The sequence below is a fragment of the Catenulispora sp. EB89 genome (assembly GCF_041261445.1).
GTDB lineage: Bacteria > Actinomycetota > Actinomycetes > Streptomycetales > Catenulisporaceae > Catenulispora.
In genome coordinates, this window is the sequence record NZ_JBGCCU010000005.1 from 107570 (window position 1) to 128766 (window position 21197).

General features: G+C 67.7%; 17 protein-coding genes, 2 tRNA genes and 1 riboswitch. Of the genes, 9 read left to right on the plus strand and 10 right to left on the minus strand.

What is annotated here, in order from left to right:
• Positions 1-22: 22 nt before the first annotated feature.
• Positions 23-1906: an IPT/TIG domain-containing protein gene (locus ABH920_RS12760; protein ID WP_370349139.1), complete on the minus strand. Its 1884-nt coding sequence runs from the start codon at positions 1904-1906 to the stop codon at positions 23-25.
• A 573-nt stretch (positions 1907-2479) separates the two neighbouring features.
• Between ABH920_RS12760 and ABH920_RS12765 the strand changes: the two genes are divergently transcribed.
• From ABH920_RS12765 to ABH920_RS12775, 3 genes are all read left to right on the plus strand, one after another.
• Complete coding sequence (locus tag ABH920_RS12765) at positions 2480-3520, plus strand: SGNH/GDSL hydrolase family protein (protein ID WP_370349140.1); 1041 nt, start codon at positions 2480-2482, stop codon at positions 3518-3520.
• 680 nt (positions 3521-4200) lie between these two features.
• Positions 4201-8733 (plus strand): DUF6531 domain-containing protein, encoded by a 4533-nt coding sequence (locus ABH920_RS12770; RefSeq protein WP_370349141.1) that lies wholly within the window; start codon positions 4201-4203, stop codon positions 8731-8733.
• 55 nt (positions 8734-8788) lie between these two features.
• Positions 8789-9574, plus strand: a complete 786-nt coding sequence (locus tag ABH920_RS12775; protein ID WP_370349142.1) for a hypothetical protein — start codon at positions 8789-8791, stop codon at positions 9572-9574.
• A gap of 250 nt (positions 9575-9824) precedes the next feature.
• Here ABH920_RS12775 and ABH920_RS12780 read toward each other — a convergent pair.
• The 3 genes from ABH920_RS12780 to ABH920_RS12790 form a co-directional block, all read right to left on the minus strand.
• A tRNA-Ser gene (locus tag ABH920_RS12780) sits at positions 9825-9909 on the minus strand.
• 36 nt (positions 9910-9945) lie between these two features.
• Complete coding sequence (gene tadA, locus ABH920_RS12785; RefSeq protein ID WP_370349143.1) at positions 9946-10458, minus strand: tRNA adenosine(34) deaminase TadA; 513 nt, start codon at positions 10456-10458, stop codon at positions 9946-9948.
• A 278-nt stretch (positions 10459-10736) separates the two neighbouring features.
• Positions 10737-10922 (minus strand): hypothetical protein, encoded by a 186-nt coding sequence (locus ABH920_RS12790; RefSeq protein WP_370349144.1) that lies wholly within the window; start codon positions 10920-10922, stop codon positions 10737-10739.
• A gap of 153 nt (positions 10923-11075) precedes the next feature.
• On the opposite strand from ABH920_RS12790, the gene upp reads away from it, so the two are divergent.
• Positions 11076-11720 carry a uracil phosphoribosyltransferase gene (gene upp / locus ABH920_RS12795; protein ID WP_370349501.1) on the plus strand — a complete coding sequence of 215 codons (645 nt, stop codon included), beginning with the start codon at positions 11076-11078 and terminating at the stop codon, positions 11718-11720.
• Positions 11721-11829: 109 nt separating this feature from the next.
• On the opposite strand, the gene ABH920_RS12800 is transcribed toward upp, so the two are convergent.
• The 3 genes from ABH920_RS12800 to ABH920_RS12810 are packed head-to-tail and all read right to left on the minus strand — an operon-like array spanning position 11830 to position 14728.
• Complete coding sequence (locus ABH920_RS12800; protein WP_370349145.1) at positions 11830-13218, minus strand: NAD(P)(+) transhydrogenase (Re/Si-specific) subunit beta; 1389 nt, start codon at positions 13216-13218, stop codon at positions 11830-11832.
• Complete coding sequence (locus ABH920_RS12805; protein ID WP_370349146.1) at positions 13215-13613, minus strand: NAD(P) transhydrogenase subunit alpha; 399 nt, start codon at positions 13611-13613, stop codon at positions 13215-13217. The genes ABH920_RS12800 and ABH920_RS12805 overlap by 4 nt, the downstream gene beginning before the upstream one ends.
• Positions 13610-14728 carry an NAD(P) transhydrogenase subunit alpha gene (locus ABH920_RS12810; RefSeq protein ID WP_370349147.1) on the minus strand — a complete coding sequence of 373 codons (1119 nt, stop codon included), beginning with the start codon at positions 14726-14728 and terminating at the stop codon, positions 13610-13612. Before ABH920_RS12810 ends, ABH920_RS12805 begins: the two co-directional genes overlap by 4 nt.
• A 224-nt stretch (positions 14729-14952) precedes the next feature.
• On the opposite strand from ABH920_RS12810, the gene ABH920_RS12815 reads away from it, so the two are divergent.
• The 5 genes from ABH920_RS12815 (at position 14953) to ABH920_RS12835 (ending at position 18193) form a co-directional block, all read left to right on the plus strand.
• Entirely contained in the window at positions 14953-15117 is a 165-nt protein-coding gene (locus ABH920_RS12815) for a hypothetical protein (protein WP_344665575.1), read from the plus strand.
• 23 nt (positions 15118-15140) lie between these two features.
• Entirely contained in the window at positions 15141-15932 is a 792-nt protein-coding gene (locus ABH920_RS12820; RefSeq protein WP_370349148.1) for a PH domain-containing protein, read from the plus strand.
• Positions 15933-16145: 213 nt separating this feature from the next.
• Positions 16146-16346: riboswitch (cyclic di-AMP (ydaO/yuaA leader) on the plus strand.
• Positions 16347-16363: 17 nt separating this feature from the next.
• Entirely contained in the window at positions 16364-17494 is a 1131-nt protein-coding gene (locus ABH920_RS12825) for an NlpC/P60 family protein (protein WP_370349149.1), read from the plus strand.
• Between the two features lie 420 nt (positions 17495-17914).
• Positions 17915-18040, plus strand: a complete 126-nt coding sequence (locus tag ABH920_RS12830; RefSeq protein WP_015797105.1) for a DLW-39 family protein — start codon at positions 17915-17917, stop codon at positions 18038-18040.
• A gap of 80 nt (positions 18041-18120) precedes the next feature.
• Positions 18121-18193: transfer RNA gene (locus ABH920_RS12835), tRNA-Ala, on the plus strand.
• Positions 18194-18284: 91 nt separating this feature from the next.
• Here the strand turns inward: ABH920_RS12835 and ABH920_RS12840 are convergent.
• From ABH920_RS12840 to ABH920_RS12850, 3 genes are read right to left on the minus strand one after another with little or no spacing between them, the layout of a single operon-like run.
• On the minus strand, positions 18285-19511 hold the full coding sequence (locus tag ABH920_RS12840; RefSeq protein WP_370349150.1) for a tyrosine-type recombinase/integrase: 1227 nt from the start codon (positions 19509-19511) through the stop codon (positions 18285-18287).
• Positions 19511-19720 carry an excisionase family DNA-binding protein gene (locus ABH920_RS12845; RefSeq protein WP_370349151.1) on the minus strand — a complete coding sequence of 70 codons (210 nt, stop codon included), beginning with the start codon at positions 19718-19720 and terminating at the stop codon, positions 19511-19513. The genes ABH920_RS12840 and ABH920_RS12845 overlap by 1 nt, the downstream gene beginning before the upstream one ends.
• Positions 19717-21174, minus strand: coding sequence for a replication initiator (locus ABH920_RS12850; protein WP_370349502.1), 1458 nt, complete (start codon positions 21172-21174; stop codon positions 19717-19719). Before ABH920_RS12850 ends, ABH920_RS12845 begins: the two co-directional genes overlap by 4 nt.
• Between the last annotated feature and the right edge of the window lie 23 nt (positions 21175-21197).

Genomic DNA, 21197 nt, shown 5'->3' on the forward strand with positions numbered 1-21197 from the left:
GTGGTGGTCGTGGACCTAGGGCTCAGGCGGGCGCCACGTAAATGTACTGATCAGCCGCGCTGATCGCGCTGGTATCGACGTCGGTGGTGACCGTGACGTCGACAACGCCTCCCGGCTGGCTCGAGCCCGATGTTCCCGCTGCGGGTGCCATCGTCGACGACCACGCGGGTGTGACGACGGTGATCGTCGAATCGGATTTCAGCGTGTAGGGCACCGCGACGCCGCCGAAGGCCACGCGGAAGGTGCCGGTGAAGCGGATGCCGGTGATCGTGACTGTGCTGCCACCGGCGGTCGGGCCTGTGGCGGGGCTGACCGCGGTCACCACCGGTACGGGGGAGAAGAACGTGAACTGGCTGCTGGGGACGGACGTGCTGACGCCGATCGCGTTCGTGACCGACACGTTCACGGTGCCGTTGGTCTGTGCCCTCGTCACGGCGGTGACCTGCGTGGGGGAGTCCACGGTGAACGAGGAGGCCGCGGTGCCGCCGAAGTACACCGACTTGGTGATGGACAGGTCGGTGCCGGTGATGACGACCGTGGTGCCGCCGCTGGACACTCCGCTGTTCGGAGTCAGGGCACTGATGGCCGGTGCGGCCTGTAGGTAGGTGTACCCGCCGGCGGGTCCCGCGGCGCTGGTGCCGTTGTCGTTGGTGACGGTGACCGCGACCGTACGGAAGGTCTGCGGCGGGGCGAAGGCGGTGATCTGCGAGTCGGAGTCGATGGTGAAGCTGGTGGCGGGGACCCCACCGAAGCTCACAGCGGTGACGCCACCGCCGCCGCTGAACGGACCGCCGTAGATCACGACCTTGCCGCCGGCCTCGGAACCTTGCGCGGGACTGACGGCGGTCACCGTCGGCACGAGCGCGGCTCGGACGAACGCGGCCGCCGCCACCGGGTTGTCGAGCGCGACCCCGGGCTGGATCGTGGCGGTGACGGTCCCGGTCGGGACGTCGATCACGGATACGCCGCCGGTCCTGCCCAGGATGGCGTACAAGGTGTTCCCATCGGGGGCGAACGCCAGCGACCCGGCGGTGTAGGTCGGATCGCCGCAGGGGAGCGCCAGCGTTCTGGTGATCGACCTGCTGGCCAAGTCCACGACCTCGATGTCGGTGCCGTTGACGCAGTAGTAGACAGCGGTTCCGTCCGGGTTCAGGACACCGCCGTCGGGACTCCCGCCCATGGGGATCGTGGCGGCGACGGTGCTGCTGGCGGTGTCCACCACCGCGACCGAGTCAGAGTGCTGTTGCGAGACGAGCAGCGTGGCGGCGTCTGGGCTGAGGACGAGTCCCAAGCTGTAGTTCTCGTCGTCGATACCGGCAGTGACCGCGCCGGTCGCGCTGTCGATCGCCTCGATGCCGGGAGTGCCCGTCGAGAAGACGAAGTACGACGCGTAGACGGTGGAACCGTCAGCGGCAAAAGTGAGGCCGCTTACGTCCGCGCGCATGCTGATGGTCTTGGTGACCGTCGCGGTCGCGGTGTCGATCACCACGATGCCGGTGAAGCCGCAACCGACCCAGAGCTGGGAGCCGTCCGGCTTCATCGCCGCGGCCCCGGGCTCGCCGCAGGCCGAGATGGTGTGCGTGACCGTGCTGGTGCCCGCGTCGATCACCGAGACCGAGCCGTCGTAGCCGAGGACGTACGCGGTGCGCCGGTCCGGGCTCGTCACGACCCGCCTCGGGCTGTCCCCCAGCCGGATCGTGCCGACGATCGTGCTCGTGGCCACATCCACCACGTTCACGCCGTCGGTGCCGGAACCGGAGTTCAGCACGTACGCCAGATCCATCGCCGTGGTCGCGCGCGCCGGCGCCGCAGTGACGACGCCGACCAACCCGGCGACAGCCAGCGCGAACGCACACACCGCGGACGTCGATCTCCGCCAGGCACTCCTGAACTTGGGCAACACCATGGGATCCCCCTCCGGAAACAAGCTGTATCAGGCTCGTTTGAGCCGATAAGGGGTTTGCGCGCCAACTTAATCAGAGTTCGAATATAGCCGCGACACCGGCCGCCGGGACGGGCTCGACCGTCCGAGCGTGGCGCCGACGCAGGATGTCGGCACCCACTTGAACGGCGTGTACGGCGCCCGGCCGTCTTCTGTGGGGCGTCGGCCAGCCGGCGCCAGCCTCCGTCTCAGCAGGCGATCGAACTGTCTCAAATCATCTCAGGCGAGGCAACTGCAACCTGCTGGTTGACCAATCAGGGGTCTGAGCAGAGATCACGAGCTCGTTGGTCCGGCGGCGGATTGGGTGATGCGCGATGGGCGCAGACTGGGCCGCTGTTGCCGAACCGTTCGTCGACGACCGTGCCCTGAAAATCTGACTATTGACTCGTTCGAGTGTGGTCGGCCCAGCCTTGCGAAAAGGGCAGGTCAACAGCATGGATGATCTTGTTCGGGACACCTTGGCGATCTAGTAAAAGGGTGCCCCCTGCCCGGAGTCGACTCAGGCCTCGGGTGTCTTTCACAGATCCTGGAGATTCCATGCGACATGTTTCCCGCCAACGAGTGCGCGCTCTGGCCGTAGGGCTCGCACTGACGGCGTCCACGCTCTCGCCCCTGGCCTCCGCCGGCGCGGCGGATTCGTACCAGTGGGCCGCGTTGGGCGACTCCTACACCGCCGGCGGCTTCGTCGGGGACCCGCTGCCCCCGCTGGGCGACGCCAGCCGGGACGGCTGCGACCGCACCACCAACGCCTACCCCGACGTCGTCGACCGGGAGCTCGCCGAGTTCCCGCCCGGCAAACCCGTCCACCTCACCAACGTCAGCTGTGGCAACGCCACCATCGCCGACATCGCCACCGACAGGCAGAAACCGATCAGCCCGGTCCAGCCTCCCGCAGACGGCTGGCCCACGGTGCCCACGCAGATCCAGCGCGCACAGCTGGACAACAAAACCGACGTCGTCACCATCGGCGTCGGCGGCAACAGCCTGCCGTTCGGCGGCATCCTCCTCAAGTGCCAGGAGACAGGCCTGCTGGGCAAGTCGTGCCGTGACTACTACACCAATCCCCCCGCAGGCGAGGAGAGCATGCAGGACAAGCTCGCCCGCGTCCAGGACGAGTACATCGAGATGCTGGCCAAGGTCCACGAGGCCGCACCCAACGCCAAGGTGATCACCGTCGGCTACCCGGCCGTGCTGCCGGAACAAGGCAGCGACTGCACCCGCTTCAGCCTCACCCAGCTCGGCGCCGTCACCCCCGCCGACATCAACTGGCTCCGTGACGACGTCCTCAAGCAGCTGAACAACACAATCCAGCGAGTCTCCAACTTCTTCGGCGACCGCTACGTCGACACCTACTCGTCCAGCGTCGGCCACGACGCCTGCAAGCCGGCCGGCACCAAGTGGGTCGAGGGAATCTGCGGCGACGCCGCGGACTACTGGCCGACCTCACTCCCCGGCACACTCCTGAACTGCGCCCCCATCAACAAGCGCCTCACCCTCGTCCACCCCAACGCCGCCGGCTACGCCAACACCGCAGCCCACGTGGAACGAGCCATCCGCATCGCCCTGCTCGAACGCTGAACAGCCGCAGTCCGAACACGACTAGGGCAATTGGTCCCGCCGCTGTCGGATCACCGGTCCGACCAGGTGACGATGCCTGCGGCAGGGAGCGCGGCCGGGCAACCGGTCGCGCTCTTGTCGTACCCGGTGGGAACACGTGTCTGGCCTTCTGGCAGGTACAACCACCCGTCGGGTTCGGAGCCGGTCGGTGACAACGGGAAGCTCCTCCAGTAGCCCTCGACGCAATGGCCTGATGGACTCCTTTTCCGTTGCCGACCAAGGCGACAGAGGCGTTGAGGTGTGACATTCCCCGCTGCGAAGCGCACCGACCTCCCGTTTGCTGCATGGGGCAGCCTTCACATCTCAGCGTTCTAGTCCGCGGGCCGCTCTAGGAGAGCAGCAGCTGCCGCTTCGGAATGTAACCCGGAAGGCAACCCTTAAGCCTGACCGACGCGGGCGGCTTGTTGCGGCGCGCAGTACTGGCTGACCAGCCCTTGCCACGTTCTGTAGACGCCTCAGCATCGAGGGTTACCGGTCAATGGTGCATTTGAGTAGACTCCCCACCGGGGTGATCACGTAGGCGACAGAACTCTGTCACTCACGTGCGCTTGACTGACGTAAAACGGGGGAGGGGTTCGACGTTGGTGCGCCCGACTGGTTGGGATGTTCTCGGTCTGGACGGTGACCCGACACCTGGTGTCGTGGAGTCTGTGCAGGCTCTGGCCAAGGAGTTTGGGGACTTCGCACATGATGTAGAGGCTGCGTACCGAAGTCTGAACTCATTCGGCTCCGACACCGCGGCCTTGCAATGGGTGGGCCAGACTGCCGATGCGTTCAAGGGCAAGTACGGTCCTCTGCCGGGGCGCCTGCAAAAGCTGTACACGTCCTACGGCGAAGCCTCCGACGCACTGTCCGCGTACTGGCCGCAGTTGCAGGCCGCACAGACCAAGGCCGACACGGCGCTTCGCCAAGCGCAGGATGCGCATGCCGATCTGCAGCGCGCTACGACTAACGCCAACAGCGCGACATCGGATTTGAAGACGGCGCAGCAGAACCAGGCTGCCAACCCGAATCAGCAGGCTGTCACTGACGCACAGACCGCGCATGACACCGCGCAGACGAATCTGGACAACGCCAAGGCCAAGATGGCTGCGTTGACCAAGCAGGCCAACGACGCCTACAACGACCGCATCAGCGCCGCCAAGACCTGCGCCAGCGCCCTGCACCACGCCCAATCCGACGGCATCCACAACAAGTCCTGGTGGGACCACGTCGGCGAGGACCTGTCCAAGTGGGGCGGGGAGATCGGCAAGATCGCCGGCGAGCTTGCGCCAATCCTGGACATCATCGCGCTGGCCACCTCGTGGATCCCCGGTGTGGACGTGGTCACCGCGGCGCTGGCCGAGGCCGACAACATCATCGCGCTGGCAGGCACGGCCATCGGCGCCATCGGCGACGCCATGCAAGGTCACTGGGGCGACGCGCTTCTCGGCGCCGGCATGCTCGCGCTGACCTTCGTCGGCGGCCGGGCCCTGGGCTCCGGGGCCGAAGACCTCGAAGGCGAAGCGGGAGCGTTGGAAGGTGAAGCCGGCGCGCTCGACGGGGAGGCCGACAGCCTGGGTAGTAGCGCGCGTGACGTCGACGGCAACGAGCCCGCCGTCTGTGAGAACGACCCGATTGACGTAGTCTCCGGTCAGATGCTGATCACTGAGACCGATCTGGCGTTGCCCGGTGTGCTTTCGTTGGTCCTGCGCCGCGCGTACGCTTCCGGTTATCAGAACGGCCGATTGTTCGGTCCCGGCTGGTCGTCCACGCTGGACCAGCGAATTGCGATCAACGCTGCGGGTATCCACTTCGCCGGGGACGACGCACAGACCCTGCACTATCCGCTACCAGACACCGCCGAGGCGCCAGTCCTGCCAGACCGCGGCGCTCGTTGGCCGTTGGTGTGGGACCGGGACCTGGACGAGATTCGCATCACCGACTCTTCGCTGGGCCATACCTACCACTATCCACTGGCGCACCATCGCGATGAGCAAGGCGAGATCAGAGACCTGACGGCGATTTCGGATCGCAATGGCAATCGTGTAGTGATCGCCAGGGACCAGAGCGGTACCCCGCAGGCCGTGACGTACGCCGATTACCGCGTCGCGGTCGACACAGTCGTCACAGGTGTGGGGAGCCGGATCACTGGTCTGCGCCTGCTCGGCGATGACCACGGAACGGGTGCGTCCCGCGACAGTATTGTGGGCGGCTCGCCCGGATCGACTGTCGTCCGGGCTTTCGACTACGACGTTCAAGGCCGGCTGACCGGTGTTGTCGACTCATCGGGCCTTCCGTTCCGCTACGAGTACAGCGGCGAGGACCGGATCACGGCCTGGACCGATCGGGTCGGGAACCGTTACGCCTACGAATACGACGCCCTGGGCCGCGTTGTGCGGACCGTCGGCGACGGCGGGTATCTGTCCGGCAGCTTCTCTTTTGACAGCGCAGCGCGGACCACTGTCTTCACCGACTCCTTCGGTGCGACCACGACCTATCACTATGACGAGTTCGGCCATGTCACGACGGTGATCGATGCTCTGGGCCACATCTCAAGTACCGAGTACGACCGCCACGGCCAGTTGCTCTCCACCACCGACCAGCTCGGTGCCGTGACGCGGCTGGAACGGGACGAACAGGGCCGGCCGGTCCGAGTGCTGCTGCCGGAGGATGGCGTCATCGACGTCGAATACGGCAGCCTGGGCCTTGCGACCCGTGTCGTCGGAGCCGATCGCGCCGTATGGCAGTACTCGTACGACGCGCGTGGCAACCTGATCGGGGTCTTGGATCCGACCGGGGCGGCCAGCCGCCACGAGTACGACGACGCAGGGCGGCTCATCGCGAGCGTGGATGCCGCGGGTGCCGTACTGCGCATGACCGTGGATGCCGCCGGCCTGCCCACTGTCCTCACTGGCGCCGACGGCCACGACACCCGAATCACCCGGGACGCGTTCGGCCGCGCAGTCGAGATAGCCGAACCGCTCGGCGTCCGTACCACGATGGTCTGGGACGTCGAGGGCCGAATGCTGGAGCGGCGCTGGGCCGACGGCAGCACCGAGCAGTGGTCCTACGACGCCGAAGGCAACCTGCGGCAGCATCGGGACGAGGCCGGCGGCGTCACGTCCAGCGAATACGGTGTCTTCGGTCTGTTGACCGCACGAACCACCCCGGACGGCGCGCGGCATGTCTTCTCCTATGACACTGAACTGCGCCTGGTCGGCGTCACCAACCCGGCCGGCGCGGTGTGGTCCTACCGCTTCGACGCTGCCGGCAGGCTGGTCGGCGAGCGCGACTTCAACAGCCGCGCGCTCAACTACGTCCTGGACCCGGCGGGTCGGCTGGCCGAGCGCCGGGTGGCCGGCGGCCCGGCCGTCGCCTTCGAGCGTGACCCGCTGGGCCGGGCTATGGTCCGGCGCTCTGGCGATGCGGTCACGACCTTCGCCTATGACGCGGTCGGACGCATTCTGAGCGCCGAGGGTCCCGGCTCTCGCCTGGACTACACGCGTGACGCTGTTGGTCGGATCCTCACCGAGACCGTCAATGGTCAAACATTGGTCAATGAGTACGATGCGCGAGGACTGCGAGTGGGCCGCGTCAGCCCGAGTGGCGTCGTTTCACGATGGGGCTTCGACGCATCCGGACACGTGACCTCGCTGCGCGGCAGCGCCGCGGCGCTGTCCTTCGTCTACGACGAGGCCGGCCGGGAAATCTCCCGGGGTCTCGGCGCCGACGCGGTGCTTTGCCAGTCGTACGACGTCACCGGCCGGGTCGTCGGCCAGCAGATCTGGGCTGGTATGACGTCGACCGGTGGGATCCGACCGGAGTCCCGGCGGGTCCAGGAACGCGCATACCGGTACCGGGCCGACGGCGCGGTGACTGCGATCACCGACCTCCTACGGGGAGACCGGGCCTTCGAGCTCGACCCGCTTGGCCGGGTGACCGCAGTCGACGGCGCGTCGTGGCACGAGGCGTATCAGTATGACGCGTACGGGAACCTCCTACAGTCCGAGGTGCCCGGCGACTCCTCCACGAACGGCGGCCGGGCCGGGACCGGCACGCTGATCAAGCGAGCCGGACGGACGACCTACGAGTATGACGACCAAGACCGGATCGTGCGGTGCTCACGCCGTACGTTGTCCGGCCAGGTGAAGCGCTGGAGCTACACGTGGGATCCGCAGGACCGTCTCGTGGAGGTCGCCACGCCGGACGGCGGCCGCTGGACCTACGACCACGATCCGCTGGGCCGCCGGATCGCCAAGCACCGCTTCGCCCCGGGCGGCGAGCGCGTCACCAGCGTTTGGTTCAGTTGGGACGGCACCCGGCTCGCTGAGCAGTCCGAGGTCGACGAGCACGGCCGCACCACCACTGTGACCTGGGACTACGAGCCGGGAACGGATCGGGTCGCCGGCCAGACCCGCCGAACCTGGGCCACCGACGCCCCGAGCGACGAGATCGACTCCGAGTTCCACGCCATCGTCACCGACCTGGTCGGCACGCCACAGGAATTGGTGGACGCCACCGGGGCGGTGGCGTGGCGGCAGATCGCGAGTGTGTGGGGCCAGGCAGTTACGGCACCGGGCTCGCGTACCGATTGCCCGCTGCGCTTCCCCGGCCAGTACCACGACCCGGAGACGGGGTGGAACTACAACTTCTTCCGGTACTACGACGCCGAGAACGCCCGGTACACGAGCCCAGACCCATTGGGCTTGGACGCGGCGCCGAACCACCACGGTTATGTGCGCAACCCGCTGGGCTGGAGCGACCCGCTCGGTCTGATCAGCTGTGACAAGGCCCGCGAGGCGTTCCAGAAGGCGCAGGACAGGGTCAACGACAAAGGCACCGCGCAGCGCAAGGCAGGCCCGCCGCCGAAGGGCTACCACGGGCACCTCCCGAAGGACGTCGAGGACGACATCCTGCGGAACCCCGACGCCGTTTACGCCTCCACCGGGACCGGGGACCGCGTCATCGTTCGGCAGGGTGACGACATCGTGGTACTGGACGGCAAGGGCGCCACCAGAGGACACATCCAGACCAGCTATGGACCGCGAGGGCCGTTGAACGATTCCGGCGCCAAGGCGTACCCAGGTAGCCTGCCAACCGATCCGGGCAAGCCGATCACCCACGACATGATCGTCAACGGGGGAATCCCGGACGGAGACGGTGGCTTCTTGGCACCGGCCGTCCAGGTGTAGCCATGGGAGCCGTCCACCTGTCCAGAATCACCGCCGGATCAGCAAGGATGGCTTCATGACCACCACGGATCCGATCGAGCTCGCCCCGGGGACATTCGCCCGTGTCGTCCCGGGCGAGCCTTTCGCCACGCAGCCGGCCTTGCGCCTGGACAGCCTGGCCATATACCTGCCGGCTGGGGATGATCAGCCCTCTGAGGCTCGACTAGCTGCGACGACCGGCAGTAGCGAGTGGCTTTGGAACGCCGCCGAATACTGGAGGTTCGACCGTGCCTCCTCGGAGTTGGTGCAGATCATTGCGGCTTTGCCCGCGGACAACACTCCAGGACCGGATCCTGAAGCCTGGGCGGAGGCGCCGACTGCCACCGGGACCATCGCGCTCGCCGTACCCGGGGACTTCGCCCGACCGGAAGGAACCACCCGCTGGATCGACCCGGCGGGGACCACGCTGATCCTCAGATACGAGCCGCTGGAGCCGACGCCTCGTTCGCCGGACCGACGACGCGTCCGTCTGGCCGAGGACTGCTTCCTGCTCATCGAGGACAATCGGGTGGCAGGCTGGCAGCTGGAACGTCCGGCCAGATTCATCACCGGGGACTCAGGCGGCGCACCGCTGCCAGGCACCGAGGTGGAGGCAGCACTCGGTGGGCTGTTCAGCGCCCTGATCACGTTCACCGACGACGCCCGGCTCGACGCCCTGGACAATGGCGACCTCACGGTGCGTGAAGAGCTGCGGGACCTGGACAAGCGGCTAGAGCCGTACTGTGCACGCCACGACTCCCGCGCACTCGAGATGCGAAGGCTGACCCGCCAGGTCCTGGAGGATTTTGGACCGCGGTCGTAGGTGCTCGCAGCGGTACACGTTGCGGCCCTACCCCGGCCAGCCTGTCCGCCTGCTGAGGTGTAAGCGATGTACATCTCGGAAAAGCGTGTGAGGTTGCGCTAGGACCCCAGGCCAGAGGTCTGTCCCGGCTGCATCTGAGGCGGCCGGTTGCATTCCTGGTTGCATTCCGATGGGGCCTGGATCCCCATGGATGGTCGGAATAGAACAGCCCCTGCTCTGCGTCACCGCAGCTCAGGGGCTGTCTTAGAAGCGGTGACGGTGGGATTTGAACCCACGGAGGCTTGCACCTCACACGCTTTCGAGGCGTGCTCCTTAGGCCGCTCGGACACGTCACCGTGGAACACCTTACCGGATGTCCGCCGGTGCTCCGGTCACTTTTGGCGGCGGCCTTCGAAGAAGCGGTCGAGTGCGTCTGCGCACTCCTGATCGAGGACTCCGGTGACCACTTCCGGGTTGTGGTTGAGGCGCGGGTCGCGGAGGACGTCGTACAGCGACCCCGCTGCGCCGGCCTTCGGGTCCCAGGCGCCGAAGACGACGCGGGTGAGGCGGGACAGCACGATCGCGCCCGCGCACATCGTGCATGGTTCGAGGGTGACCACGAGCGTGCAGTCCGTCAGCCGCCAGCTGGCTGGGCTCGCGGCCGGGTCGCTATGCGTTGCGCGCTCGTGGAGGGTGTGCGCCGCCGCGCGGATGGCGACGATCTCCGCGTGCCCGGTGGGGTCCCCTTCGGCTTCCCGCGTGTTGCGGCCGGTGGCGATGACGGTGCCGGTGGGGTCGAGGATGACCGCGCCGATGGGGACGTCGCCGGTGGCTTCGGCCGCGGTTGCCTCGGCCAGGGCCAGGCGCATCCAGGGTTCGTAGCGGCGCTGCGTGGGCGTCGTCATGGGTTCAGTCTGGCCGTTCGCCGGGGTCGTCGGTGGAGTGGGTGCATGGTAGTCGCGTGCATGTCAGCCCTGCATGTCAGCCTGCGTGCCGGCCCTGTCGCGTGTGCGTGTGCGTGTGATCGAAGCCACAGGCGATCAACCTCACAATAAAGCGCCGCCGTCCCCATCTCGGGAACCGGCGGCGCCGCAACCATTCAGCGTCATCGGGCTCAGGACTGCCCAACTGCCCAAGTGGCGTCCTGTAGCGGTACCTCTAGCCGAACCGGCCAGAAAATCCTCTAGTAAAAGAAAGTCCTCAACAGCTGCTGCTGCCTGAGCCGCGCCATCCGGGCCCGCCGCGGCGCCACGCGTTCGCGCAGGCGCTGGGCCTCGGCCAGGTCGGCGAGGAAGTCCTCGCGACGGCGTTTGCGGTCTCGTGCCTCCCGCGCCGGTGCGGGCTGCGGTTGCGGCTGGTCTGCGGGCATCTGCTCGTCACCGCCTTCCCGTAGCGCCGGTCCCCTTTTCCGGAAGCCGGCGGTTTGACCTTTTTGAGAGGTTACCTTGTCACCGTATGTGCTTGTCCAGTGCTTACCGGTGCAGCACCTCGGCTCGTCGGATACCGTTTGCCCATGCCCACCGTGTCCATTCATGTCGTCGACCACCCGCTTGTCGCTCACAAGCTCACCGTGCTGCGGGACGCGCGCACCGACACCCCCACTTTCCGCTCGCTCGCCGACGAGCTGGTGACGCTCCTGGCTTACGAGGCCACCCGCAACGCGCAGGTGGAGCCGACCACGGTGGTCACCCCCGTCGCCGAGGCGCGCGGGGTCACCTTCACCGGTCCGCGGCACCTCGTGGTGCCGGTCCTGCGGGCCGGCCTCGGCATGCTCGACGGCATGGTCCGCCTGCTCCCGACCGCCGAGGTCGGCTTCCTGGGCATGGTCCGGAACGAGGACACGCTGCAGGCCTCCACCTACGCCACCCGGCTGCCGGAGCACCTCGCCGGCCGCCAGTGCTACCTGCTGGACCCGATGCTGGCCACCGGCGGCACGCTCATCGCCGCCATCCGCCTGCTCGCCGACCGCGGCGCCGCCTCGGTCACCGCCGTCTGCCTGCTTGCCGCGCCCGAGGGCGTCGCCGCCGTGCAGGAGGCGCTGGCCGACCTGGACGTGCCCGTGGCGATCGTCACAGCGGCCATCGACGAGCGGCTCAACGAGAACGGCTACATCGTCCCGGGCCTCGGCGACGCCGGAGACCGCCTCTACGGGACCGTCTCGGCCTAGAACCGACCTGAGCGAGAAAACATCTGTGGGGCCGGAGAACCGGCCCCACAGTCGTCTCTGATGCCCGTGCAGACCCTCTGTCCGCACAGGCCCTCTGCCTTCACAGGCATCACTGCGCCTTGAGCGCCGCCAGCACCTTCGCCATGCTCTCCTTCGCGTCCCCGAACAGGAGCGAAGTGTTCTGCGCGTACAGCAGTTCGTTCTCGACTCCCGCGAACCCGGGACGCATCGACCGCTTGCAGAACACCACCTGCTGCGCGAGGTCCACGTCCAGGATCGGCATGCCCGAGATCGGCGAGCCGGTCGGCTGCCGGGCCGCCGGGTTCACCACGTCGTTCGCCCCGATCACCACGGCCACGTCCGCCGAGGCCAGCTCCGAGTTCGCCGCGTCCAGCTCCAGCAGCGACTCATAAGGCACGTTCGCCTCGGCCAGCAGCACGTTCATATGTCCCGGCATCCGTCCCGCGACCGGGTGGATCCCGTACGACACCTGCACCCCGCGCGACGTCAGCAAGTCCGCGACCTCGCGCACCGTGTGCTGCGCCTGCGCCACCGCTAGCCCGTAGCCCGGGACGATGACCACCTTGCGCGCGTACCCCAGCAGGATCGCGACGTCCTCCGGCGACGACGTCCGCACCGGCCGTGCCGCGCCGTCGCCGCTGGTCCCGGCACTGCTGGCGGTAGCCGTGAACGCCCCGAACAGCGTGCCGGTCAGCGGACGTCCCATCGCGGCGGCCATCATCCGGGTCAGCAGCGTCCCGGACGCCCCGACCAGCGTGCCCGCGATCACCAGCAGCGTGTTGCTCAGCACGTAGCCGCTCGCGGCGACCGTCAGACCGGTGAAGGCGTTCAGCAGCGAGATGACGATCGGCACGTCCGCCCCGCCCACCGGCAGCACGAACAGCACGCCGAAGGCCAGCGACAGCAGCGCCAGCAGCACCATCAGCGCGGTGCTCGGCCACGGCACGAGGAACACCGCGAACAGCACGCTCGCCGCCGCGACCCCGATGGTCACCCAGCGCCCGGCCGGCAGCACCACCGGCCGCGTCGTCATCAGCTCCTGCAGCTTGGCGAACGTGATCATCGATCCGGAGAACGAGACCCCGCCGACCAGGATGGTGAACGCGGTCGCCGCCAGATCGGCGGTGGCCGCGTGCTCGATCCCCTTGCCGGGCCGTAGGAACTCCACGGAGGCCACCAGCGCCGCCGCCCCGCCGCCGACGCCGTTGAACAGCGCGACCAGCTGCGGCATCGCGGTCATCCGCACCTGCCGCGCGGTCGGCAGGCCGATCGCGACGCCGACGACGATCGCGCCGATGATCAGACCCAAGTGCTGCAGGTGTGGCGTGGTCAGGGCGACGATCACGGCCAGCGCGGCGCCGCAGGACCCGATCAGCGTCCCCAGGCGTGCGGTGCGCGGCGCCGACAGTCCCTTGAGGGTGAGGATGAAGCAGATCCCTGCGATCAGGTACGCGGTGTCTCTCCAGGCGCTGCTCACTTGCCGCCCTCCCCGGGGGAGGCCGACGAAGCCGAGGGGCTTGAAGGACCCGAGGCAGCGGGAGAGGCCGGCGAGGCGTCCCGACCTCCGCCCCCGCCCCCGGGATCACCGGGAGCCCGCCGCGGTTTCGCGAACATCCCCAGCATCCGGTCGGTCACCGCGAACCCGCCGACCATGTTCACCGTCGCCATCACGATCGCCAGCAGCCCGATCACCAGCTGCAGGTTGTCGGTCGTGGACCCGGTGGCGATGATCGCGCCGACCAGGATCACGCCGTGGACCGCGTTGGCGCCGGACATCAGCGGGGTGTGCAGGATCGAGGAGACCTTGGAGATGACCTCGAAGCCGAGGAAGACGGCCAGCACGAAGACCGTCAACCACGCTGTGGAACTCATCTGAACTCACCCTTCAGCAGCACACAGCAGGCGGCGGCGATCTCGTCGGCGGCGATGTCCTCGGGAGTTGATAAAAGCACTCCGTCCTGGCAGATGGCCAGGATGAAAGCGGACATGTTCGCGCCGTAGAGCCGCGAGGCGTGCGCGGCGAGCTGGCTGGGGACGTTGCGGCCGCCGTGGACCAGCACACCCTGGTGCTGGACGTCCTCGCCGGGGCGCGAGACCTCGCAGTTGCCGCCGTTCGGGTTGTCCGCGGCCAGGTCGACGATCACCGAGCCGGGCCGCATCTTCTCCACCATCTCGGTGGTCACCAGCAGCGGGGCCGGACGGCCGGGGACCGCGGCGGTCGTGATCACGACGTCGGCGGCCGCCACGAACGGAGCCAGGGCTTTGCGTTGCCGGTCCGCCGCGTCGGCGGCCTGCTCGCTGGCGTAGCCGCCGCTGGAGGAGGTCTGACTTTCGATGTCCAGGGTGATCGACTTGGCACCCAGCGAGCGGATCTCCTCGGCCGCGGCGGCGCGCACGTCGTACGCCTCCACCACCGCGCCGAGCCGCTTGGCCGTCGCGATCGCCTGCAGGCCGGCCACGCCGGCGCCGAGGACCACGACCTTGGCCGGCGGCACGGTTCCGGCCGCGGTCATCAACAGCGGGAAGAAGCGGGGGAGCCGTTCGGCGGCGATCAGGGCGGCGCGGTAGCCGGCCACCATCGCCTGGGACGACAGCGCGTCCATCGACTGCGCGCGGGTGATGCGGGGCAGCAGCTCCAGGGCGAAGAAGCTGGCGTGCCGGTCCACCAGGACGCCGGCCGGGCCGCGGCCGTCCTTGGGGGAGGACAGGCCGATCACCGCGGTGCCGGGCTTGAGCTTGGCGGCGGTCTGCTGATCGAGTTGTCCGACAGCGGTTAAGAGATCGATGTTCGCCAGGATTTCTTCCGGGCTCTTCGCGATGATCGCGCCCGCCGCGCGGTAGGCGTCGTCGTCTTCGGCGGCCGCTTGGCCCGCGCCAGATTGGACGTACACACTGTGGCCGGCCGCGATCAGGCGTCCCGCGGACTCGGGAGTGAGCGCCACCCGGCGCTCGAACGGGGCGTTTTCGGTCAAGACACCGATCTGCATGCGATCAACCTAGCCGGGGAATGCTGCGTATGTGTGCCCCCTGACACAGAAGTCCACTGAGTCGTTATCGTCGGCCTTGCGGCTGGACGAGATCAAAACCCTTTGCCCCGGCTAGGCTTTGACACAGTGGGGAAGCTGTTAGGTAGGAGTGAACCGGGAACGCCTCGCATGATGCTGACTCCGGTCGCGCGGCACCTCGACCGTCCAGATGAAGGGGATCTGACGTGAAACTCAAGCCGGCCGTGCAGTGGGGCATCGTGCTCTTCTTGGTCTATTTCGTGGTCCAGAACCCGTCAGGCGCGGGCAACCTGGTCCAGGGTGCGTTGAACTGGGTGGCCAGCGTCGGCAAGACGCTCGGCGACACGTTCCACAACCTGGTCTCAAGCTGATCGACGCGAGACGGTAACCCGACGTGTCCGACTCATCGCCACCGCTGTACGGCCGGATGTTGCTCCGGCCCGAGCTCGAAGACCGCGCCAAACGGTTCCTCGTGCCGGGCGAGCGTCTGGTCATAGCGGTCCGACATCATCTGGCCGCGATCATCATCCCGGTGCTGGTCGCGGTCGCGGCGGCGGTCGCCGCCATGGGTATCGACATCTTCTCCACTCCGGACGCGGGCAAACTGCGGCTCGGGGCGTGGGCGGTCGCCGGTATCGCCTTCCTCTACACAGCCTGGAACGTCGCGGTGTGGAACCAGGACCTGCTGATCGTGACCAACAAGCGGATCCTGCACACCCACGGCGTGATCACCCGGTCCTTCGACGCGCTGCCGTTGGGCAAGGTCAACGACATGCGGGTGGAGCGGGACCTGCTGGGCCGGATCCTCGGCTACGGCCGGTTCAACGCCAAGGCCGTGGGCGACGCCCCGCTGGGCCGCCGCGGTCTGGACTACATATCGCACGTCGAGGAGACCTGGCTGGAAATCAGCAACCTGTTGTATGGCCCGGGCGCGAAGTCCGGTCCCAAGGAACCGCAGGAGGTGCGCCTGGTCGGCGCGGTCCTGCCGGACATGAACGGCGAACCGGTCGAGATCGTCATGCCTCCGGTGTCTGTGAAGAGTCCTGCGGATGACAACAAGGCACACCCCGTGAACGCCGCCATGCTCCCGGTGCGGGTGTTCCATGACAACAAGGGCGAGCGGGCGTTTGAGACGGACGTCACAACGTCGAGCAACAAACGTCGCAGGATTCGCTTTTTCCGCTAACCGGACATCTGTCCCTGCGGCCCAGGTCGCGCCCGAATTCGGCGCGCCTGGGCCTTTGGTTTCGTTTACAGCCGGTACTCGTCCCCGCCCGAAGGGTGGCCGGTATCTAAGCGTTCGCTGAACGAATCATGGACTTGTCGCTTGTTAGGCAGGCTGCCGGTGACTAACGTCCACAGGGCTTCGCCGCTCCCAACGGGCCAGCAGGTTCCGGGCGTCGAGGCACCGCCGAGTCCGCGTACCTTGCGGAGCCGGGGAACCAGGTTCGTGGGTGCGACCCGTGCGGCGACGCGGGGGTGGCGCCAGTGGGGTGAATCGGTCGGCGTGCACTCGCCGTCGTGTGTGCGCGTGCGACCGTAGGGCTACTTCTTCAGTCCGAATCCGTCAGCTAACCCGGTAGGCGGACAAGGAGGAGATGGAGCCCAGAAGCTCGCATGACTGTCAATGCCCGACATCGTCGTCCGCGTGCCCCGAAGTACACCAAGCTCGCGATCGGCGCGGCCGCGGCCGGGACCATGGTCCTGGTGCCCAGCGTCGCCAACGCCGACCCGCAGCCCACCATCGCCCAGGTGAACGACCAGCTGAACAAGCTCTACCAGCAGGCCGCCCACGCCGACGAGGCGTACAACACCGCGCAGGACGCGGAGGCCAAGCTCCAGCAGCAGGTCGACGGCATCAACCGCCAGATCAGCGCCGAGCAGGCGACCATGTCGCAGACCCAGACCCGCCTGGGCAGCCTGGCCGCCGCGCAGTACCGCAGCGGCGGCGTCGACCCCACCCTGCAGCTCCTGATGCAGTCCGACCCCTCCACGATGCTCAACATGTCGGCGACCGTGGGCCGGGTCCAGGCGGACAACGCCGGCACGCTGAGCCTGCTGGCGCAGCAGAAGGCGGACCTGGCGGCCAAGGCCAGGGAGGCGGCGGCCAAGATGGCGCTGCTGGACCAGCAGACCAAGTCCGCCGAGGCGACCAAGAAGGAGTTCGACGGCGACGTGGCCAAGGCCCAGGCGCTGCTGAACTCGCTCCAGGCCCAGCAGCGGGCCGAGCTGAAGGCCGAGCAGGACCGGCAGCAGGCCGCGGCCCTGGCGGCGGCCCAGGCGGCCTCGCAGCACTCGACCACGACGACGACGTCCTCGGGATCGGGATCGGGTTCCGGGTCGGGCACCACCACCAACGGCGGCGGCACCAAGCTGACGATCCCGTCGGTGTCCGGCCGCGCGGCCGCGGCGGTGGCGTTCGCCCAGGCGCAGCTCGGCAAGCCGTACATCTTCGGCGCGACGGGCCCGGGCGGCTACGACTGCTCGGGGCTGACGCAGGCGGCGTGGAAGGCGGCCGGGGTGGAGATCCCGCGAACCGCCACGGCGCAGATGCAGGGGCTCCCGGCGATTCCGGCTTCCTCGGCGCAGCCCGGTGACCTGGTGTTCTTTTATGGGAACAGCAGCTATGTGGACCACGTCGGGATGTACATCGGGAACGGGATGCTGATTCACGCGCCGCATCCGGGTGCCTCGGTGGAAGTTGTGGCCGTGAGCTCCATGCCGCTGGTTTCTTACGCGCGGCCGTAGGGGTTCGGTTTCGAACGTGTGACGGGTGGCTGGTAGTCGGTCTAGTGCCGGCGCCGGCCGGTCGCCACTCGGCCGTCATTTGACTCGTCCCGGGCTGTGTGGGCCCGGGACGTCAGCGGTGCCCGGTCGGCGCCGACCGGTGTCGCGTACTCCTCCCCACGCGACTCCGGCTGGGGCCCGCCGGGCGCCCGCGCGCCGGCATCCGGGCGCCTCCCGGGCGCCCTCAGGAGCGTCAACGCGCCACGCCGTGCCTGGTGGCCGCCCAGAAGCGGCCAGACCCTGGACAGGGCGCGTAGACATCCGTACCCGGGACGAGCGGAACAGCTCCGCATTTTTGCGTAGTACCGCTCACAGCTCCTATTGGGCCCCGCTGCTGTTAAGCTCGGGGGCACAGACGTCTACCAGAAGGGAGGTGGCCACGTGAAGAAACTGCTTCTGCTCGTAGTGGCTGCCATCGGCGGTCTGCTGGTCTACCGGCAGGTCCAGTCCGACAAGTCGGAGCAGGACCTCTGGACCGAGGCGACCGACCCGGTTCCTTCGGCCTGAGAACCGCTCATCCGGCTTCCTCGGCAGCTAGAGCCGGGGCACGGTCCGTCTCCCGGGTTCGGGAGGCGGACCGCTCTGACGGGGCCATGGCGCAATTGGTAGCGCACCTGCTTTGCAAGCAGGGGGTTGCGAGTTCGAGTCTCGTTGGCTCCACTGAACATATTTACGGTTAGAACCCTGGTCGGGCGTTGCGAGCCGGACCAGGGTTCTTCGTGTTACGGGGCCGTTCGGGGCGGTGTGCCCGTCACGTGCCCGATGGGCCGGAATCAGGGTCGGGTCGGTCCGTGCCCGTGTTCGGCCGGTCGGTACTGGCGTCGCGGCGACGGAGCTCGCGGCGTGCGCGTTCGCTCAAGGCGTCGGCGATGGTGTGCTGACGTTCCTCGGTGCTGTGGAGGTAGATCGACGCGGCCCGGTCGCTGTCGTGGCCGAGGCGTTGCTTGAGCTCGGCAAGGGTGGCGCCGGCCTCAGCTGCCCAGTTGTTACTCGTGTGCCGTAGATCATGGAAGTGGATGCTCGGGAGACCGACCGTCGCACGGGCAGCCCGCCACTTGTCACCGAAGTTGCTGCGGCGGAGCGGCTTGCCGGCCGTGGTCGCAAAGACGTAGCCGTCTGATCCGGGGTTGGAGCTCCAGCGGAGGTGTTCCAGCAGGTCAGGCAGGACCACGCTCGGCACGACGACCCGGCGCTTCCCGGCCCGGGACTTGGGCGGTCCGGTCTTGATCTCGCCATTGCTGAGTTCGAGGAGCTGTTCAGTGACCGCGATGACCGCGCCGACGACCTCAGCGTCAGCCGCGTCCGAGGACATGATCAGCTCGACCCGGTTGCGACGAAGGCCAGCCAGTTCGCCCCAGCGGAGACCGCAGAATGCCGCGAGTGTGACGAGGAGGCGATAGCGGAGCCCGACCGCGTCAGCCAGCGCGAAGACCTCTTGGACCTTGAGCACGGGACGCTCCGCTGACGACTCCTGGCCGGCCCCGCGGAGCCGACAGGGGTTGCGGCGGATCATGCCGTCTTCTACGGCGGTGTTGAGCACGGCTTTGAGGAGACGGTATGCCTTTGCCAAGGTCACCTCGGATACGCCAGCGTCCAGGCGATCTTTGCGCCAGCGTCGGACCTGAGCGTCTGTGATCTCCGAGACGGCTTTGCTGCCGAAGGTCGGCGCCAGGTGGCGGCGCAGCAGGTAGTCATAGGTGTTGACCGTGTTCGGACGAAGACCGGGACGCTCCTTGATCCAAGTCTCCGCGTAGGCGGTGAAGCCGACCTGGCCGGCTGTCGGGTCGATCCAGTCGCCGACGAGCATTTCAGCCTCCTTCTTCGTCAGCCAGTCGGCCGCTTCCGTCTTCGTGCGGAAGGTGTTCGGTGCGGGGCGGTCGACGCCATCCGGACCGGGGTAGCGCACTTGGAACCGGCCGGAGGGGAGTTGGCGGATGCGTCCGAAGCGACGACGACGGTTGCCCTTGCTCTCGGCCATTACGCGGCCCTCCTTCGGTTGGTGATCGGTGCGACGGTTCCGGCCTGGATGTAGGCCTCTATGACGGATTCGGGGACGCGGACATGGCGCCCCACGCGGATGTAAGTGATGCGTCGTTCGGCGATGAGGCGGCGGACGAAGCGCGGACCGGTGTTGAGTCGTTCGGCGGCCTGGTCAACTGTGAGGAGCCGGTCCTTGGTGCTGCTCATGCCGACCTCCCCGCGGTTGCCGAAACATCTGCCGAGGGTCTTGGGCCGTTGCGTGCCGTGTCGAGCTGAGCTCGCCAGGAGACGCGTTCGGCGATGCGGTGCATGAGGCGGACTGTCAGCGGCTTGAGACTCGCGTCATCGCGCGAGACGTACTCGAACGAGTAGCGGCCAGTCGCCGGCTTCTGGGGCTCGATGCCGAGGACTTCGGTCACCCAGTTCTTGCGGTCCGTCTTGTGATCGGTGAGCGTCTTCCCGGACCACTTGCGCGAGACGAGGACGCGACGGCCGCCGTAGCCCAGGTGGGTTGGCTTGTGGGCCTTGCCACGGCAGGCCCCGGGATGCAGGCTCGGACGTGCGTTCTTCGGCTGGACGCCGTAGCGCAGCCAGTTCGCGCACGTTGGCGAGCAGGGCTCGTAGCGAAGTGCTTCGACGAGGCGAGAGACGTGCTCTCGCTGATCGTCGGTGGCCGCTTCGTGGCACTGATCGACGTTCTTGGTTAGGTACTTGGCGAGGTAGCCGATTGCGCGGTTCGCGTCCTTGGTGCCAGCGAGGACGCCTTGCGCGTCGAATTGCCTTCCGAAGCGGGCAACGTGCGAAGGCTCGTCGTCCGGGCCGATCTCGTCGAGAGCTTGATCCCAGGTGGGCAGGATCTCGCCGGTCTCCGCATTGACGTAGGCGCCGATGCCTTCGTGCCACTCGGGCAGCTGGTCGACGTAGACCGGCTCATCGGTCGATGGCCACCACACTTGGTGGTAGGTCGCCGCGACGACTTCGCGGAGCTCGGCGCGAGAGATGGTGCCTCGAATCGCCATGTGGAGGTGTGGCGCCAACCGGCGCTGCGGTTCGACGGCCGCGAAGTACTGGACATCGAAGCCGACGAAGCGGCGGAGGTTTTGAACGAAGCGATCGACGAGCCGCGCGAAGTGGATCGCGTCGCGGGCAGCACGTTGGTAGTCGTATGCGCCCGGCTCAACGGGTGTCCCGTCCTTGGTGACGCGGCCGTAGCTGTCGAGCGTGAGCGTCAGGAACATGGACGGACGGAACTTCTTGCCACTCGTCCCTTCGTAGACCTTGCCGATGGTCCGTGCGCTCACGGGCCGCTTCGGCAGCTCCGATGCGTCCTGTCGACGCCGGGTGCTTCGGACACGTCGAGCCGCACGTTCGACACCGAGTCGGCCGCGGATGCCGGTCGCTGCTAACTCTGCGTTGATCTCGGAGATGGCCTCTTCCCACTCGGTCGCCTCCGAGTCGTCCGAGTCGTCGAGGGACTTCTGGGCTTGCGAGCGGAGCTGAACGAGGAGGCGCTGTTCCTCGGTCGCCGGATCGGGAGTGAAGTCAGGTTCCTGCTCCAAGTGCCAGCCGGTCCGGCACTGGTCGATGCGAAGTTGGCGCTTGGCCTCAGCGCACGGCGGGCAAACGCTCGAAAGCGTTGCGCCGCACGGTATGTCTATGATCTCTTCCTCGCCGGTCGCGAGGT